Origin of the sequence: Mucilaginibacter rubeus (genome assembly GCF_014643835.1) — a bacterium.
Lineage (GTDB): Bacteria > Bacteroidota > Bacteroidia > Sphingobacteriales > Sphingobacteriaceae > Mucilaginibacter > Mucilaginibacter rubeus.
The window spans coordinates 143,315-160,058 of the sequence record NZ_BMKD01000006.1; the positions used below are offsets into that span (position 1 = coordinate 143,315).

Below are 16,744 nucleotides of genomic sequence, written 5' to 3' on the forward strand. Positions count from 1 at the left end.
AAACTTTGTAACCCTTTGTTCAAAGGCAATCTCTAATGGATATTAATTCAAAATAAACATGGAAGATCAAACTAAAAACACTCAAACTCTTTTAAAGTTTACTTATGGCTTAGTGCCTGTTGTAGCGGGAGCCGACAAATTCACCAACCTATTGACTGATTGGTCACATTATCTCAATCCAACAATTAAGGCCATGCTTCCTTTCGGCGAACATGTATTTATGATGATTGTTGGCATAATTGAAATTGTGGCCGGAATATTAGTGCTTTTTAATCCGCAAAAAGGAGCTTATCTTGTTAGTGCCTGGTTAGTATTAATTGCATTGAGTTTATTGGCAAGCGGAACCTATTTAGATGTGGCTGTGCGTGACATTGTAATGGCAATCGGTGCCTTCTCATTAGCAAAACTATCTACTACAGTCAAAAATTAACATCATAAGCACTTTACTGTGTTGTACAATTATTTATAACGGGCCATAAAGGACATTGCGATGCAAATCTGTCGGATAAGACTTATATCCGACAGACTTATTTATATATTCACATTATTCAGGAAGGAGAAACATATTTCACATATTGCCAATCCAGTACCTGCTTCATATATTTATATCTGTAGTCTTGTAAAATCAACTTATGAATCAGCCACATATAGCCGGCATTGCTCCATTCTTCATTGTACGCAATGTCACAACGGCAATATCCTTTTATCTGGAGAAACTCGGTTTTGATACCGTTTTCCAGGAGCCGGATCATGATCCGTTTTTTGCTATTGTACAGCGGGATGGGGCAACGATCTTCCTGAAATCTGTAGGCGAGGACCCGCTTCCGAACTACAAGCAAGCCCCGGATGCCCGGTGGGACGCGTATGTTAGTGTACCTGACCCGGATACGCTGTCCGCAGAGTTTATATCGCGCGGTGTTAGTTTCACTGTACCGTTACAAAATGCTCCTGATGGCTTGCGCGGCTTTGAATTGGCAGATGCTGATGGTTATATTTTATTTTTCGGTCATCCCCGTTGATAGAGATAGTTACTAAAGGGGTATACTTTTTGCAAAGGTATAGCATGGATCAAAATTATTTACTAAACTCCGTAGGTGGGGTCGAGGTTATCTTAATTCCCGGTTCAGGTAGTAGCGTCTGCGTTTTCGAACCGGAAACGCAAACCAGTGCGGGTTCGTCCCAACTATTGCGGGCCACAATACTGGATAAAGAACTGGTTTTCCAGCCCACTGGCAATAATATTATTTCAGAAGATGAGCTATTAAAAGTTATCCGCTGGTACAGTTACCGCAAAACTTTCCTGAAATAACACGGGAGTTTTACAGATAAACCAACTTTTATACTTGCCCATAAGCCCAGTTGGCGTATACAAACTTTCCCGAACCGGGGAAGAATTAACCCTGCCATGACGCTGCCTCGGCCAACCCTCACTATCTATCTTCATTGTATTGATATTGTTACAGATAGGCTTTTACTAAAATTATTCCTTCATCGGGTAGTTGAATAGATGATTAGAGGTATAAAAAAGCCTCTCCCTGGATAGGGAAAGGCGTAAGAGCGAAAGACGAGATTCGAACTCGCGACCCCGACCTTGGCAAGGTCGTGCTCTACCAACTGAGCTACTTTCGCATTGGTGGCCGCAAATATATAACTTCCACCAGGTGCTGGCAAAATATTTTTAAAAATTTTGCAAATTAAATTTAACATACTTTTAATCAAATACTTACACCCGTCGCCAGACCTATTATAGTTTGTAATTAATGTCCGTGTAAGAAACAGGCACTTAAAAAAAGGCAAAGAAGGTAATTAATTTATCCTTTTGGGTGTGTTTTATTTAAAGTCGTTTTCTGATATGTTGACAAACAGTTTCCAGCACTATCGCACCTAATTATTAAATTTGAAGATAATTTCCTGATCCGGGGAGCGATAATATAACAAGTGTATGGTGTTGGAGTCTTTTCATGAACTCGTCCTTAAATTTATTGAAAATACTAACCGGCCGATATTTTTAACAGGTAAGGCAGGCACCGGTAAAACCACTTTTCTCCGCTGGATCAGGGCAAACGTTACCAAAAATCTGGCGGTTGTAGCCCCTACCGCAGTAGCGGCTATTAACGCCGGCGGCGTAACCATTCATTCTTTTTTCCAGGTGCCTTTCGGGCCGCAGGTGCCTGTAACCGATTATAACAATCACAGCACCCTGCTCAGGCAGGTAAGCCTCGAAAAATCAAACATATTAAAATGCCTCGATCTGCTCATTATTGATGAGATCAGTATGGTACGCGCCGATACCCTTGATTATATTGATACTGTATTGCGCCAGGTTAAAGGATCGGCGCGACCTTTTGGCGGTGTACAGTTATTGATGATCGGCGACTTGTTTCAGCTCCCCCCTGTTTATGAAAAAGACTGGCCGGTACTCAGAAACTTTTACAAAGGGCCTTATTTTTTTGATAGCCTTGCATTCCAAAAATTTCCGGTGTTAACATTTGAACTTACACAGGTTTACCGCCAAAAAGATCCGGTATTTGTGGAGATCCTGAACAGTATTCGCAATGGCTACGCCAACAACGAAATACTGAACAAGCTTAACGCACATTATAACCCTAATCTGAATGCCAACTGGCTTAAAGATTATGTAACCCTATCTACCCATAACCAACTTGTTAACGAAATTAACCAGCAGCGTTTAATGGAGCTTGATGGTGAAGCCCACACTTTTAAAGCCACCGTAACCGGCGATTTCCCCAAAGATGCCTACCCCGCCGAAGATGAGCTTGTTTTGAAAGTTGGGGCACAAGTAATGTTCATTAAAAATGACAGCTCTGGTAAAAAGCAATATTATAACGGCCGCACGGGGCGCATCGTTGCAATGGGACCGGGTAATATTCGCCTTAGTTTCCTTGACGACGGTACCGAGTATGAAGTGATCCCAGAAACCTGGCAAAACGTAAAATATGCATTGGCCGAAAATGAGCAGAAAGTAAATGAACAAAATAACGGTTCGTTTAGCCAATATCCGCTTAGGCTGGCCTGGGCCATCACCATACACAAAAGCCAGGGACTTACATTTGAAAAAGCGGTTATTGATGTCGACGCCGCCTTTGCTTTCGGGCAAGCTTATGTTGCGCTAAGCCGTTGCCGTTCGCTTGAGGGCATGATCCTGAAATCGCCGGTACGCCCCGAAAATATCCGCACCGATCGAGAGATCATCAGCTTTATGCAAAATGCAGCTATCTCCATACCCGATGAAAATCTGCTGGAAAGTACTATCCGGCAAATAGCCCTGGAAGAAATGAAGGACATCTTCGATTTTTCGATGCTCACGGGTGCATGGAGGCAGCTTAAAACCATCATGCTAAACAGCGCGATTAAAAATAGCCCCTTATCCGAACATATCAGCAAAACCGATCACAGCTGGGAAACTGAAATTAAAACTATTGGCGACCGTTTTATCAGGAAGGAACTGGGCGCTTTACCCGATGATCAGCTTATCTGGACCAATGCCCCGTTTATAAGCAGGCTAAAAAATGCTGCTAACTATTTTCTGCCTAAATTAAATACTTTTTCGGAGGCTATTAACAGTTTTTATACTGTCATAAATAACACCAACCCTCCTGCCGAGTTTTACGACAGCTTAAATCACTTATTGGTTAACCTGAAAGCAAAAACGGCAGCATTTGTACGTCTGCCCATTGCCACATCGGGCAGGGACGTTTTATCATCAGTACAGGAGGCCGGGATAAGTTACAAACCTGTATATAAAAACTGGAACCCTAAAGCGCTGCCAAAAGAGAAGGAAATTGTTAACCCCGAACTATACAAGCAATTACTCAACTGGCGTAAAGAAACCAGTCTCGAACGTAAAATCCCCGAACATACGCTGGTGTCTGAAAACATGCTGCGCGATATCACTGCTAAGCTACCACGGTCATTAAACCAGCTTTCGCAATTAAAAAGTTTTGGTGATGCAAAAGCAACAGACCTGGGCGAACCCATTCTAAAAATGATCAGGAGTTATTTAGGCGAAAACGACTTATTTTCCTAAACAGAACATCTAAAACCTCGGAATTTCCGGGCCGTTATATGGATTTTCGAGGGCATTTTTGATCCTCATTAACTGGTATTGGTGACGCCAATTATCAGGATAGTTTTTCATGTTCTTCAATAATTGTTTAACAAAATCGGCAACATGGAGCTGAGTTGTAGCGCGATCTAACCTTAATTCCTGGGGTAATGTAACATTAGTAAAGTATTCACTCAATTCTTCGTAGCTCATAGTGCAAAAGTAAAAGATTTTAGTGTATCTGTGCTAAAAACTCCTGCTGTTACTTTCCTTGCGGGAATTTATCTTCCATCAAATTTAAATGGATCCCGTACTCCAGCCAGGCTTTCAATCCATCTAATACCGTTGTGAAACCTCCTGTAGAATCTTTGATAGCAGCAATTAATTCATCTCCCGTTTGATTGAACCCATAATTCTGAATCTCTACATAGGTAGCATCCCCGCCCATAGGTTTAAAATTAAAATCAACAGTTGTAGCAGGCGATCCCCATTCAACGGTGATCAATTCGTTTTCTTTAATAACTATCGGAACCACTACCGATGATACACCATACATTTCCCATGACCAGATAACTTGTTTTCCGGTTTCCAGTTTACCTGTTGATTGGGTAAACCAAAATTGCGTGGTAACATACGGATCAATAAAAGCGTTAAACACTTCAGCAACAGGCTTGCGAATCAGCATTTGCGCTTCGGCGCTCTTTGATTTTTCAACTTTCATATTAATTAAATATTAAAGGACCTAAAATGTAATAAATCCGTGCTCCAGGATAATTAGTTTTAAAATAACATTTATCATATTTTAAATGTTTTATAGCAGGCAAGTCAAATGCAAACTGCTTCATATTATCCTCATTTAGGATTTGTATCTTTGTTTAACATTATTTAACTATCATTCGCTTGGAGTTTCGGGTTTGCTTTCTTTTATTTATAAGCGTAATGCTGGCATTGTTATCCCCAACTAAAATCCGCAGAGTTTTATTTATCTGCCTGTTTATCTTTATTTTACCATCGGCCCTGTTTGCACAAAATCTTTTTTTGCAAAAGGTTGAGATGTGCAATATCACCAATTATTGCATGGACTGCGGCGATCCCAAGGCCAGTTGCGACCAGCTTGCCATTGATTTTGTTTCTGCGAGGATCAATAACCGTTATCTGCTAAAAGAAGCTACGGGTTCCATAACGTTCCAGGTTTTGGTGGATGAACGGGGTTTTAGCTGCGTGCTTAGCCATAATGATGCGAGCAAAAGCGCCCTCACCAACGAGTTGATCACCTACCTGAACGGTTGTATCTGGAAGCCGGCCAAGGTAGATGGCAAGCCGGTGGCCTCATCTGTAAATGTGATCTTTCGCTTTATAAGCGGCGGCGTTTATGGCCAGGTTCAGAGGTTGGATCTTGCCGAAATGAAACCACCCGGCGACCCAACCATTTACAATAAAACTTTCACCTACACCAATCCATCATTAAAAAACTACGACTTTACGGTATGGACAAAATATAACTCGCCCCTGGTTGATAACATCGCCAAATCAGCTGCTATGGATCAATCGGATCTGTTATGGTATGCTACCGAAAAAGGAATGACCCGCTTTGAGGGAACAACGTTTATCCCGGTTAATGAATATAATTCGCCATTCCCGTCAGATGCAAACATAAAGGAAGTCACCATCGACAGGGATAATAATAAATGGGTTTATTACGATAATAAAATATTTATGTACGGCAGTGGCGGCTGGCAGCTGTTTGATTTTAAGCAATTTTTGGCAGGTGGGGTTAACCAGGTGCTGAACAGCCGCAATGGCGAATTACTTTTCACCACCCAAAACGGTCTTGTTGTAAAAAGGAAAGATAAAGTAGTAGTAATAAACAAAAAATCGATGCCTGAAATGCCCTCAAGCAATGTGCTTTTTGCTTATGTAGATAGTCAAAAACGGCTTTGGATAGGTACGTCAAAAGGCACCATCATGATTGATAAAAGCGTTATCACCTCATTTAACAGCCTTAACAACACTCCGCTGAAAAATGCCAGTATTTCGGGCGCGGTGGAGGATGAAAAAGGAAATGTTTACTTCTCACTGGTTGATTGTAATAAACAAACAGGTGAAAATGATAGTGACAAAGAAGGTATAGCCGTACTAAAGTTTAATGGCAACTGGCTGCATTATAATGATAAAAACTCGGGCATGCCTGCTAACCATGTTAATACCATGTTGTATGATAAGTTTGAGCATGTTTTGTGGCTGGGTATAGACGAATCGGGCATTGCCAGGTTTGACTTGAATAGTGGTTGGGAAAATTACCACAACAACAATTCGCCGCTCCCTGGTTTTACTATTTACCAGATTGTACAAGATTCAAAAGGTATTATTTATGCCACCACTGCTAATGGTTTGTTAAGGATCAGGAAAAAGACGGGAGCTTAACATTAAGCAACTGTATATTATCAAAATGGCCTGAAGCTTATAAATAAGCCGTTTACGTTTGTTTGCTGATTGCCATCAGATTCCCTTTTAGCAAACGTTAATATGGCAAGCAATCAAACACAATCTAACCTAATCAAAGGATATAACTCAATAGTCTCTATTGGGTCTTAAATTTACCTGGTAAGTTCATCTATGTTTAATTTGGCATATTCCTTTTCTTGTCCCACCCCCGTAATTGTCATCTTTCCCCTTCCCTCAAACATCATTTACAATTAGTTTTGTTATGTAGCCGGTGTTTTTAAAACTATCTTTAAATAAAACTACAATCATGATGCTCCAAAATAAAAACGCGGTAATTTACGGTGCTGGCGGTTCATTAGGCGGTGCTGTTGCAAAGGCACTGGCCGGCGCCGGCGCGCGCGTATTTCTAACCGGACCTAACCCCGGGTCAATTAGAAAGATATTCGATGAAATTATTGCTGCAGGGGGATTGGCTGAAATAGCAATTGTAGATGCATTTGACGAAAAAGCAATTGATCGGCATTTACAGCAAGTGGTAAGCAGCGCAGGGACGATTGATATCTCGTTTAACGCCGTTGGAGTTGACGTTGTGCAGAATGTACCGCTTACCGAAATATCAGCCGAAGACTTTGTAAAGCCCATTACCCTTACTATGCAAACCCGTTTCATGACCGCTATTGCAGCAGGCAAAGTAATGATGAAACAAAAATCAGGAGTAATTTTATCGCTTACAGCTACGCCGGGAGGTATAGGCTATCCTCACACAGGTGGCTTTGGCCCCGCTTGCAGCAGTGTTGAAAGTTTTTCGCGCACACTGGCATCCGAATTGGGTGCTTACGGCATCCGCGTGGTTAATATCCGATCGGGAGGCTCGCGCGATTCGCGCGTGTTCAAAAACGCAATTGACGCCATGCCCGATGTTATGGACCCTATCCTCAAAAAAATGGAAGCTGATACCATGCTCAAAAAACTACCATTAATGGCCGATATTGCTAATACCGCGGTTTTTCTGGCATCGGATCTGGCTGGCCAGATTACAGGCGTTACCATTGATGTAACCGGAGGTACAACTGCAGCATTAAATTACAGAGTAAACAGGCTTGATTAAACGGGTTTAGGAAAGAAACGCCATTAATTGATCCCAAAAAAGACAAGCATAAAAATCAGGTCGGGGCATTACAGTTAACTACTTTCCGCCCATAAATCCTATCGATTTTGCCGGGACCTGTTTCGTTACTACGCCTTCAATGTAAAGCTGACCATCCTTAATTTTATAATCGAGGGCACGTTCATCAACTTTATAGTCATCATCGTTAAAAAGGTCCTTCAATTTGCTCAGCAATTCTTTGCGATCAAATACCGGGCTGATACTTAACTGATCGTCAACCGGGGCAAGTATAATGCCATCTGCTCTGTATGAAAATATTTTAGATTCCATTTGATAAAGATAGGCTTATATGCCGAACATCAACAAAGCGATCTCCTATGATTTTCGCCGGTAAACCTTGTGCTTTGCAAAGCCTTTGCCGCTTTGATAAATCCCGTTTATAGGTTGTGTTTGTTTAAGCTTATCAGCCGATGTATCGTTAAAGCCATGTTTTGCTATTCCGCTATAGGCGGCAGGAATCCATTCCAACTTTAGTTTACAGGAGTTATCCATAGCTATATTCAAATAAATATAAATTTACAAAACAAGAAGCATTCATATCACGGACAAACCATACAATAGTTTATGCCAGCGCATCGGCAGCAAATTGGCGACAAATTTTCACCTCCTTTACCGCGTCTGACCCTTCAGGGATTTTATACTCCAGCTCAATGGTGGCCGGGAATTTATAGTGGTTATTTTTAAGCAGTTGCAGTACTTCTTTTATCGGAGTATCGCCCTGTCCCCAGGGTTGGTTGGGACCGTCATGAAACTTACGATCTTTGATGTGCATGCTGATTATACGGTCATGATATTTTTCAATAAAGGGAACCGGGCTGCTGCTGGTACCCGCTACATAATGGCCGATATCCAAATTAATTCCGTTATACTTTGACTGGGCCAGGGCCGCGTCCCAAAGGGTTGGCGTGGCCTGGGTGTGGGCATGGTAGCCAACCATCATTTTATGTTTGGCGGCTATATCACCAAGGCGTTTGGTTTGAACCTCATCAGGCAACTCAACAGTTACGTGATTTACACCCAAAGCTTTCCCTGCATTAAAGGCATAATCAATTTCGGCATCGCTGTTTTTAGTACCGAGGGCATTCGGTTTCCAGGCATAAATATTGATCCCGGCATCATGGTACATCTTCCTGATCTCCTTAAATTTATCCATTGGAGCCGAGACACGCCATTCGGCTATCTTTTTTCCAAATGTAGCCCAGTCTTCGCCGGTTTCATGTTTAGGGGCGCCGGCATACATTTCGGCGGCATCGCCCATAAGTTCAATGGCGTTAATATTACAGTCGATACAGTACTTCAGTAAATCTTCAATTGTGCCCGGCATGCTCCGGAATGAGTACGTGATCACGCCTATTTGTACGCCATTGATAAGCGAGTTGGGTTTATCAACCCTGCCTGAAACCACGCCGGCGAATGATGATTTTGAAAATGCTAAAAGCCCCGCTGCGGCAAGTGCGCTGCTGCCAATAAACCTGCGCCTTGATAAGTTATGCTGCTTCATAAATTTTATAGGAAATACATTGGTTTACACCAAAGTTATCAATTAATTGATGCCTGCAAATTGTGTATTGAAAGTGTTACTAACAAAGTTAATTTGTAGCGTTTTGCCTGGTATTAACGTAAAGTATTATAAACCTTATGCTATGAAAAAGCTGTTTTTATTTGGCGTGCTCGCCGTTTTATCAGGCTGTAAAAAAGACAATACCCCTAATAATGATCAGTTGATTGGCAGGTGGGAGTACCGCGGCACCAGTTGTTATTGCGAACCTCCTAAAGATCCCAATTCGATAAAGGCAGGCAACGGCAACATTATTGTTTTTACCGCCAGTGCCTACAAACGATTTAAAAAAGACACCCTGATAAACAGCGGCACTTACCGTACCCGTAAATATGACAATGCACATGAGCAGATCATGTATGACAATGATACCTCGAGCAACAGCACCACATTTTTCAGGATAGAAGGCAAAATACTCACTTTCTACGGAACAGTTCCCCTTGCAGCAGACGGGCCGGAATCTCACTATGAGCGGTTATAATATTATTGTACAGGCCAGTGGAAGCACAACTGATATCCATCCGGATCAAGCAGATAAATGGCTTTCCAGCCATAACCTGTAATTTGAGGTTGTTTAAGGTGCATGCCCTTACTTAATAAATAGCTATATAGCATATCAATGTCGGGGTGGCCGAAATAAAGTGAAGTATCGGCATGGGCAGAAACACGCTGTTCATTGGGCTCGAAAGGGCGGCCTGGCTTTTCGTACGCGGTGTTGAGCATTAGTTTATACCATTAAGTTTCAATAAAACCCAATCAACATCATCTCCTTCGCCCGATGCCTGCACTATTTCAAAACCCAGCACATCGCGGTAAAATCCTAAGGCCACGGGCATATCAAAAACCTGAAGCAAGGGGGCTATGCCCTGTATTTGTTTTGTGGTAGTGCTATCGCTCATAATCTCCTTCTAATAATTCTAATAAAAAAGATTTACAGCTATTACTTTCCGAGTTGAAGCCATATATCATAATAAGATAAATGAATACCAACATACCAAATGGAGTTATTGATAAGGGATCAAACCTATCAGACATTGAAGAATGTATCCAACCGCCAAAACCCGCGACCATTAAAAAAGCAGCCATTCCAATGATAATATATTCTATTTCCTGGTGCATAGCCATGGTTATATAAAGACAACTTCCCGTTTCCGCAAACTCCACGCGCCCCTTTATCAAAGGTATAAACGAATTCCGGCCAACAACTACGGGTTCAATTTTAAACTCACTAATATTTACATACCCTTTAAAAGGAGTGGGATACCTGTTGGTTAATTGTTCAAAGAAACTTCCTGTGAAAGCAGGGCTTACTTGTTCTGTCAATCTTAATCTTACCTCTTCGGGGTTGAGCGGACTTATAATGGAAAATTTTTCATATGGCCACCAATTCATAACTAACAGATATTTACGTTAAAAGTACCAATGCGGCTCATCAAAACCTATTTAAATAATAGATACCCCTGCACGAAAACGAACAATAAATGTATCATAACGATGCACATTATCGCATTAAAAACAATAGCAATTAATTGAATATCAATATCATAAATACATGGCACTTAATTTGAGTTCATAACAAAGATTACTGTATATATCATGAGACACGGCAAACAACTGGAAAGGCGTACTTTTAACCAGGACCGTTTTGAAATACTTATTAAGCGGCAAAAAAACGGTATAGCCACCTTTAACGAGCTCACCGAATTGGATGAGATCGTAAACCGTGATCCTGAGATCCGTGAAATTGTTTTGGAGGAAATGCAGGATGCCGATACCCCAAATCCTCCGAACGATGATCAAATTCAAATGGTTGAAAAACCGGTCAGGAAAAGTTTCATCGAAAAGATAAAGGCGTTCATTAATCGCCTGTTCACAGTTGAAAGCGATGATCTGAATCCCGCCATCGCTGCATAGGCAATGTAAACCTGTAAACAATTTTTAATTGGCACACCATTCAAAACAAAACGGAACAATCTTTATAGATATGTTCGCAACACTGTTATGAAGCAAACTATTTATGAAAATATTTCAGCAAATGCTTCAGCTAAGGGAGCGCAAAAGAAGCTCCCATCTTGTGACAGCCGAAGTAATGAATACACTGCCTCAAATACAAGAGTTAAAAACCGGTATTTGCCAGGTATTTATTCAGCATACTTCGGCATCATTAACCATTAATGAAAATGCCGACCCAACCGTTATTTTATGCAGATTAAAATTATATGGCCGTTGTTGAAGCTGGTACCTATGTACAGCTAAGACTTGGCTACAGGTTCAGATAGCTTATTCAGAATAAACGCTGCCAACCCTGTCGCGCAGGTTATAGCCTGATGCCATCACCTCACCATAAGCGCCAGCGGTACGTACAGCTATCAGGTCGCCGCGGAATGACTCGGGCAGGCTCACATCCCTCTGAAAACAATCCGTGCTTTCACATATCGGCCCAACAACGTCATACTTTAAACTTTCGGACTTTCCGGCTTCCGAACTTTCCGACTTCCGGCTTAAATTCTCTATCTGGTGATAAGCCTGATAAAGCATCGGACGAATCAGCTCGGTCATGCCGGCGTCAAGGATCAGGAAGTTCTTTTTCTGCCCGTTTTTAACATACAATACACGCGATATAAGCGACGCACTTTGGGCTACCAGTGCACGGCCAAGCTCAAAATGAACTTCTTGCCCCGGCTTAACGTTCAGGAAGTTTTTAAACACCTGGAAGTAGGCTTCAAAATCGGCTATGTTGTTATCCGGGCTGTAATAATCAACCCCGAGGCCACCGCCGGTATTAAGCACTTTTATCGGGAAGCCACGATCTTCAAACCAATCCTGCATTTCATTAATGCGGGTACACAGGTTTTTGTAAACTTCAAGGTCGGTAATTTGTGAACCAATATGGAAGTGGATACCTAAAAATTGCAGGTTATCACATTTGCGCAAAGCAGTGGCAACATCAGGTAATTGCCAGGTATTGATGCCGAACTTGTTTTCATCAAGTCCGGTGGTGATGAAATGGTGAGTATGTGCATCAACATTCGGGTTAATGCGGATAGCCACGCCAGCTTTTTTGTTTTTTGCTTTAGCAAGGCCATCAATAATGAAAAGCTCCTGAATGGATTCGACATTGAAGCAGAAGATATCCGCATCAAGGGCCAGGTTTATTTCACGGTCTGATTTGCCTACACCTGCAAATACAACTTTGCTTTTATCAAAGCCATGATCAATAGCTGCCCGAACTTCATTACCGCTCACGCAATCGGCGCCAAAGCCATAGGTTTGTATGGTGTCAATGACTTTTGGGTTAAAGTTGGCCTTCATGGCATAATGCACATGGAAACCATGCTTTGCAGATGCATCGCGGCAGGCACTCAGGGTATTTTTAAGCACCTCGAGATCGTAGTAATAAAACGGAGTTTCTAAGCCGTTGAATTTATCTATAGTTTTACTTGTGAACATGGGTAATATTTCATCAAATCATGCTGAACTATTGCATATCAGGGATTGCTTCGTTCCTCGCGATGACGTTTTAAATTAAAAATTTCAAATAAGGTAATTCCGAAATCGAAAATCCGATATCCGGAATTAAAACAGCCTGTTGTGTAAACTCCTTAAAGTCTCAACCTTATCCTCTGTTTTTACCAGCAACGACAGGTTGTGATCGCTGCCGCCGTATGATATCATCCTTAACGGGATATGTTTAACTGCTTCCAGTACCCGGGCCGCATAGCCATGTTTTTCAGCCCCAAAATCACCTACCACGCAAATGATGGTATGGTTCACGTCTATCTCAACCGAGCCGTATGCATTCAGCTCTTTAGTGATATCCCCCAAATAAGTAGTGTCATCGATAGTTACCGAAACCGCTACTTCCGATGTGGTGATCATATCGATAGATGTTTTATAGCGTTCAAACACTTCAAATACCTTACGCAGGAAGCCATGGGCCAAAAGCATTCTGCTCGATTGGATCTTGATAGCTGTAATGGCATCTTTAGCGGCGATGGATTTGATCTTATCCTTTTCGCTGGTGATAGTGATCAGGGTACCTTTTGCCTGCGGATCCATGGTATTCAATAAACGAACGGGGATCTTATATTTTTGGGCAGGGAAAACACTTTGCGGGTGCAGGATCTTAGCGCCAAAATAAGCTAGCTCTGCAGCTTCATCAAACGATAGCTGAGCAATAGGCTGTGTACCTTTTACAATCCGCGGGTCGTTATTGTGCATGCCGTCGATATCTGTCCAGATCTGGACTTCCTCGCTGCGGATGCCGGCACCAATCAATGAAGCGGTATAATCGCTGCCGCCGCGGCGCAGGTTATCTATCTCGCCATAAGCATTGCGGCAAATATATCCCTGGGTAATAAACAAGTTTACTTCGGGGTGCTTATCAAGCAGCGGGAGCAGGTTTTCGGTAATATGATCAACAATGGGCTCATTATCCTCATCTATCTTCATAAAATCCAGGGCAGGCAGCAATACCGATGGGATACCTATCTCCTTTAAATAAACATGATAGAGGGTAGTTGAAAGCAGTTCGCCCTGTGCAACGATGATCTTATCTTCAATATGGGTGAAAAGATCATTCGCCAGGTTGCTGAGCAACGAAAAATGGTAGTCGATAACCTCTTTGCCCTGGGCTAAAAATTCGGGTTTCGCAAACAATTCCTTAATAAAAATTTCGTACTTATCCTTTAGGATAGTAATAAGCTGCACTGCCTTCTTCTTATCGCCGGCGAGATATGCTTGTCCAATTTCTACGAGGCTGTTTGTTGTGCCTGACACTGCCGATAGCACCACTACCTGGCGCTCGGCCGGGTTAATGATATCAAGCAGCGCTTTCATCCGGGCGGGGCTACCTACTGATGTCCCACCAAATTTTAAAACTTTCATTTTTATGTTGCTGTTAACCGTATATGATCGGTGTTCCTGAACATCATTTTACTGATATTCAAGCACCAATATTTGAGGCGCTAAAAATAGTGTTTTAAAACGCTTTAATGTAATGTGATTGGAATTTAAATTTGACGGGCATATCGCTTCTGAGTTTTGAAATTCGTTGGGCTTTGATTGAGAAATGACATCTCCGTTCCGTCATTCGGTATAAAATGTCGGGATCGTAATAAACCCAATTTTATCACTTTCCCCTCAACATATCAAGCGAGTAAAAACTCTCGCGCCAGTAAATGCCGCCCTGTACAACTGTTATTATTGATGCTTTTAAAAAATGCCAGGCCAGAAATAGCCCCGAAAAGGGTATCATGAATGCATACCACCACTTATTTGGTGGCACTATCATCATATAAATAATATGGGATACCAGCATAATAGCAGCCATGATGCGGATACCTGCAGTGCCGAAAATAAACATCAACGGCATGGGCAGAGCTACTGTTAATAACATATTCAGCACGTTAATAATGGCTTGCACAAGATTATAGTTGGCAACAGCAAATGAGTTTTTCTGCACACCGCGCCCAAGCTCACCAAGATTTTTATACCATTCCAGGCAAACGTAACCCTTACCGGCTAAAACATCCTGCCGTAAACCTTCTTTTTTTATCAATTGACCAAGTTGAAGATCATCATCCGGGCGCAGTTTTATGCGTACATGCGTGCCAATTTTTTCATAAGCTGTACGTCTGACCAAATTGAAAGCCCCTATGCCCGACGATGCTTTTGATTTCGGTTTTTTTGCCTCCCATGGTTTCATGGCAATCATGAGCATAATGCTTAATGTGGCAAATACACTGTTTAAAATTGACGACCGGGAGATCAACTCAGGTAACATGGTTAAATGATCAACCTCGTGCTTAACGGCATAACCGACAGCCTTGTTAATAGCATCAGGATGAAAAACGATATCAGCATCGGCAAAAAGCATCCATTCCTCAGTACTGCTAAGGTAACCCTGGTAAAGTGCGTTGTTTTTACCAAGCCATCCGTCGGGTAAAGTGTCTATCGTAGTTACCTGAAGCTTTGGATAGTGTAAGCTAAAATCTTTCAGGATGTCGGTGGTACGGTCGGTTGAGCGGTCGTTCACTACAATAAGGCGATGGTTAGGATAATTGATATGGCAAACGCTTTGCAAGGCTTTTTCAAGGTCTTCCTCCTCGTTTCGCACAGCTATAATGATGGCAAGGGGTGGGGGATTATCCATCACAGGTTGTCGGCTTACCTGTTTAATTTGTTTAAAGCCGATAAGCAGATAAAAGTTAAGCGCTAAAGTGGATACAAACAGTATTACGCTGTACCAGAATAATATCATGATAAATAGGTTTGGATAAAGGTGGGCAAAATCAGGAAATAATCACAACAAAAAATGGCATATTGCATTACCAATTTTAACACCTATGAAAAACATCAGCCGCAAAAAATTTATTGCTTCGGCCGCAATAGCTGCTGCCGGTTTACCTTTTGGTTTAAGTGCTTTGGCTAAGCAATCACCCTTAAATACTGACGTTGCCACAGGTAACCCCTCTGCGGGTGAAAAAATAAAAGTGAGCATATTTTCCAAACATATGCACTGGCTTAATTATGCCGATATGGCCGCTTTAACGGTACAGCTTGGTTTTGACGGAATTGACCTTACTGTAAGGCCCGATGGCCACGTGCTGCCCGAACGTGTTGCCGATGACCTGCCTAAAGCGGTTGAAGCTATTGAAAAAGCCGGGCTCAAGGTTTATACCATAGTAACCAATATTAAAACTGCTGATGAAAAATACGCCGAACCGATCCTGAAAACAGCATCGGCATTGGGCATTAAATATTATCGTACCGCCTGGTTTAATTATGATAAGGCTACCAGTGTACCGGCCAATATCAGGGCTATCAATAAGCAACTGGCCGGTCTTGCCCAGCTCAACAAAAGGTATGGCATGCACGGCGGCTATCAAAACCACTCCGGCGACTTGTTTGGAGCATCACAATGGGATTTATGGCTGAGCCTTGAAGGGCTTGATCCTAATAACATCGGTTGTCAGTACGATGTAAGGCATGCAACAACTGAAGGTGCCGATACCTGGCCTGTTACACTTGACCTGTTGAAGGCTTATTCCAAAACAATCAATGTAAAAGATTTTTACTGGGAGAAAAAGGGCGACAAATGGCGGGTGAAAAGTGTGCCATTAGGCGAGGGTATGGTTGATTATAAAAAATACTTCAGCCTGCTAAAACAATACAATATCAATGGCCCCATGAGCCTGCACTGCGAATATCCCTTAGGCGGGGCAGAGGATGGTAAACGTGAGCTGACTATTAGTAAGGATGAGTTTTCGGCCGCTTTAAAAAAGGATTTGACCAGATTGCGTGGATGGCTGGCAGAGTATGACCTGTAGGTCTCGTTCAACGCATTACAGGTTTAAGTATCCGCGCTTCAACCTGTCATTTTTTTTACTCCCCTAAAACTTGTTTTATAACAAATTTGTTACTAAATTTAATAACAGCATGCCCGTCGCTTGATCTCCCTGATCGCCCCGGGTTGCTCATAACCAATTATTAAACTAAAAGGAGG

Annotated in this window: 21 protein-coding genes and 1 tRNA gene; 10 read left to right on the forward strand and 12 right to left on the reverse strand. The window is 42.1% G+C overall.

From position 1 onward, the window contains the following. The first annotated feature begins 58 nt into the window (after positions 1–58). The 3 genes from IEX80_RS19540 to IEX80_RS19550 all read left to right on the forward strand — a co-directional run bounded on the left by IEX80_RS19540 (position 59) and on the right by IEX80_RS19550 (position 1,309). The gene (locus IEX80_RS19540) at positions 59–430 is read left to right on the forward strand and encodes a hypothetical protein (protein WP_188833861.1); all 372 of its coding nucleotides are present in this window, start codon (positions 59–61) and stop codon (positions 428–430) included. Positions 431–632: 202 nt separating this feature from the next. Continuing rightward, positions 633–1,019: a VOC family protein gene (locus IEX80_RS19545; protein WP_188833862.1), complete on the forward strand. Its 387-nt coding sequence runs from the start codon at positions 633–635 to the stop codon at positions 1,017–1,019. A gap of 44 nt (positions 1,020–1,063) precedes the next feature. Then, complete coding sequence (locus tag IEX80_RS19550) at positions 1,064–1,309, forward strand: hypothetical protein (RefSeq protein WP_188833863.1); 246 nt, start codon at positions 1,064–1,066, stop codon at positions 1,307–1,309. A 247-nt stretch (positions 1,310–1,556) separates the two neighbouring features. Here the strand turns inward: IEX80_RS19550 and IEX80_RS19555 are convergent. Next, a tRNA-Gly gene (locus IEX80_RS19555) sits at positions 1,557–1,629 on the reverse strand. Positions 1,630–1,942: 313 nt separating this feature from the next. On the opposite strand from IEX80_RS19555, the gene IEX80_RS19560 reads away from it, so the two are divergent. Beyond that, entirely contained in the window at positions 1,943–4,048 is a 2,106-nt protein-coding gene (locus tag IEX80_RS19560; protein ID WP_188833864.1) for an AAA family ATPase, read from the forward strand. A 9-nt stretch (positions 4,049–4,057) separates the two neighbouring features. Here IEX80_RS19560 and IEX80_RS19565 read toward each other — a convergent pair whose 3' ends face one another. Next, on the reverse strand, positions 4,058–4,279 hold the full coding sequence (locus tag IEX80_RS19565) for a DUF6965 family protein (protein WP_129570495.1): 222 nt from the start codon (positions 4,277–4,279) through the stop codon (positions 4,058–4,060). A 49-nt stretch (positions 4,280–4,328) separates the two neighbouring features. Then, positions 4,329–4,787 (reverse strand): SRPBCC family protein, encoded by a 459-nt coding sequence (locus IEX80_RS19570; protein WP_218117307.1) that lies wholly within the window; start codon positions 4,785–4,787, stop codon positions 4,329–4,331. Between the two features lie 218 nt (positions 4,788–5,005). Here IEX80_RS19570 and IEX80_RS19575 point away from each other — a divergent pair, with 218 nt between their 5' ends. Both IEX80_RS19575 and IEX80_RS19580 read left to right on the forward strand, forming a co-directional pair. Beyond that, complete coding sequence (locus tag IEX80_RS19575; protein WP_188833865.1) at positions 5,006–6,490, forward strand: ligand-binding sensor domain-containing protein; 1,485 nt, start codon at positions 5,006–5,008, stop codon at positions 6,488–6,490. Between the two features lie 328 nt (positions 6,491–6,818). Continuing rightward, positions 6,819–7,619: an SDR family NAD(P)-dependent oxidoreductase gene (locus IEX80_RS19580; RefSeq protein ID WP_188833866.1), complete on the forward strand. Its 801-nt coding sequence runs from the start codon at positions 6,819–6,821 to the stop codon at positions 7,617–7,619. 78 nt (positions 7,620–7,697) lie between these two features. Here IEX80_RS19580 and IEX80_RS19585 read toward each other — a convergent pair whose 3' ends face one another. From IEX80_RS19585 to IEX80_RS19595, 3 genes are all read right to left on the reverse strand, one after another. Further along, positions 7,698–7,949, reverse strand: a complete 252-nt coding sequence (locus tag IEX80_RS19585; protein WP_188833867.1) for a hypothetical protein — start codon at positions 7,947–7,949, stop codon at positions 7,698–7,700. Positions 7,950–7,994: 45 nt separating this feature from the next. Continuing rightward, a complete protein-coding gene (locus IEX80_RS19590; RefSeq protein WP_188833868.1) occupies positions 7,995–8,171 on the reverse strand; it encodes a hypothetical protein in 177 nt (58 codons plus the stop codon). Between the two features lie 70 nt (positions 8,172–8,241). Continuing rightward, the gene (locus tag IEX80_RS19595; RefSeq protein ID WP_188833869.1) at positions 8,242–9,180 is read right to left on the reverse strand and encodes a sugar phosphate isomerase/epimerase family protein; all 939 of its coding nucleotides are present in this window, start codon (positions 9,178–9,180) and stop codon (positions 8,242–8,244) included. Positions 9,181–9,322: 142 nt separating this feature from the next. On the opposite strand from IEX80_RS19595, the gene IEX80_RS19600 reads away from it, so the two are divergent. Next, the gene (locus IEX80_RS19600; RefSeq protein ID WP_188833870.1) at positions 9,323–9,718 is read left to right on the forward strand and encodes a hypothetical protein; all 396 of its coding nucleotides are present in this window, start codon (positions 9,323–9,325) and stop codon (positions 9,716–9,718) included. 2 nt (positions 9,719–9,720) lie between these two features. On the opposite strand, the gene IEX80_RS19605 is transcribed toward IEX80_RS19600, so the two are convergent. Genes IEX80_RS19605 through IEX80_RS19615 form a run of 3 tightly spaced genes read right to left on the reverse strand, consistent with a single transcriptional unit; the run spans position 9,721 to position 10,629 of the window. Continuing rightward, positions 9,721–9,960, reverse strand: a complete 240-nt coding sequence (locus IEX80_RS19605; protein WP_188833871.1) for a VOC family protein — start codon at positions 9,958–9,960, stop codon at positions 9,721–9,723. Continuing rightward, entirely contained in the window at positions 9,960–10,136 is a 177-nt protein-coding gene (locus tag IEX80_RS19610; RefSeq protein ID WP_188833872.1) for a VOC family protein, read from the reverse strand. Before IEX80_RS19610 ends, IEX80_RS19605 begins: the two co-directional genes overlap by 1 nt. Beyond that, complete coding sequence (locus tag IEX80_RS19615) at positions 10,126–10,629, reverse strand: hypothetical protein (protein ID WP_188833873.1); 504 nt, start codon at positions 10,627–10,629, stop codon at positions 10,126–10,128. The genes IEX80_RS19610 and IEX80_RS19615 overlap by 11 nt, the downstream gene beginning before the upstream one ends. Positions 10,630–10,833: 204 nt before the next feature. Here IEX80_RS19615 and IEX80_RS19620 point away from each other — a divergent pair, with 204 nt between their 5' ends. Next, the gene (locus IEX80_RS19620; RefSeq protein ID WP_188833874.1) at positions 10,834–11,151 is read left to right on the forward strand and encodes a hypothetical protein; all 318 of its coding nucleotides are present in this window, start codon (positions 10,834–10,836) and stop codon (positions 11,149–11,151) included. Positions 11,152–11,254: 103 nt separating this feature from the next. Next, positions 11,255–11,470, forward strand: coding sequence for a YjbQ family protein (locus IEX80_RS19625; RefSeq protein ID WP_188833875.1), 216 nt, complete (start codon positions 11,255–11,257; stop codon positions 11,468–11,470). 47 nt (positions 11,471–11,517) lie between these two features. Here IEX80_RS19625 and lysA read toward each other — a convergent pair whose 3' ends face one another. From lysA to IEX80_RS19640, 3 genes are all read right to left on the reverse strand, one after another. Continuing rightward, positions 11,518–12,687, reverse strand: coding sequence for a diaminopimelate decarboxylase (gene lysA, locus IEX80_RS19630; protein ID WP_188833876.1), 1,170 nt, complete (start codon positions 12,685–12,687; stop codon positions 11,518–11,520). A 126-nt stretch (positions 12,688–12,813) separates the two neighbouring features. Then, on the reverse strand, positions 12,814–14,124 hold the full coding sequence (locus tag IEX80_RS19635; protein ID WP_188833877.1) for an aspartate kinase: 1,311 nt from the start codon (positions 14,122–14,124) through the stop codon (positions 12,814–12,816). A 244-nt stretch (positions 14,125–14,368) separates the two neighbouring features. After that, positions 14,369–15,499: a glycosyltransferase family 2 protein gene (locus IEX80_RS19640; protein WP_090533299.1), complete on the reverse strand. Its 1,131-nt coding sequence runs from the start codon at positions 15,497–15,499 to the stop codon at positions 14,369–14,371. Positions 15,500–15,584: 85 nt separating this feature from the next. Here IEX80_RS19640 and IEX80_RS19645 point away from each other — a divergent pair, with 85 nt between their 5' ends. After that, positions 15,585–16,568, forward strand: coding sequence for a sugar phosphate isomerase/epimerase family protein (locus IEX80_RS19645; protein ID WP_090533301.1), 984 nt, complete (start codon positions 15,585–15,587; stop codon positions 16,566–16,568). Positions 16,569–16,744 lie beyond the last annotated feature (176 nt).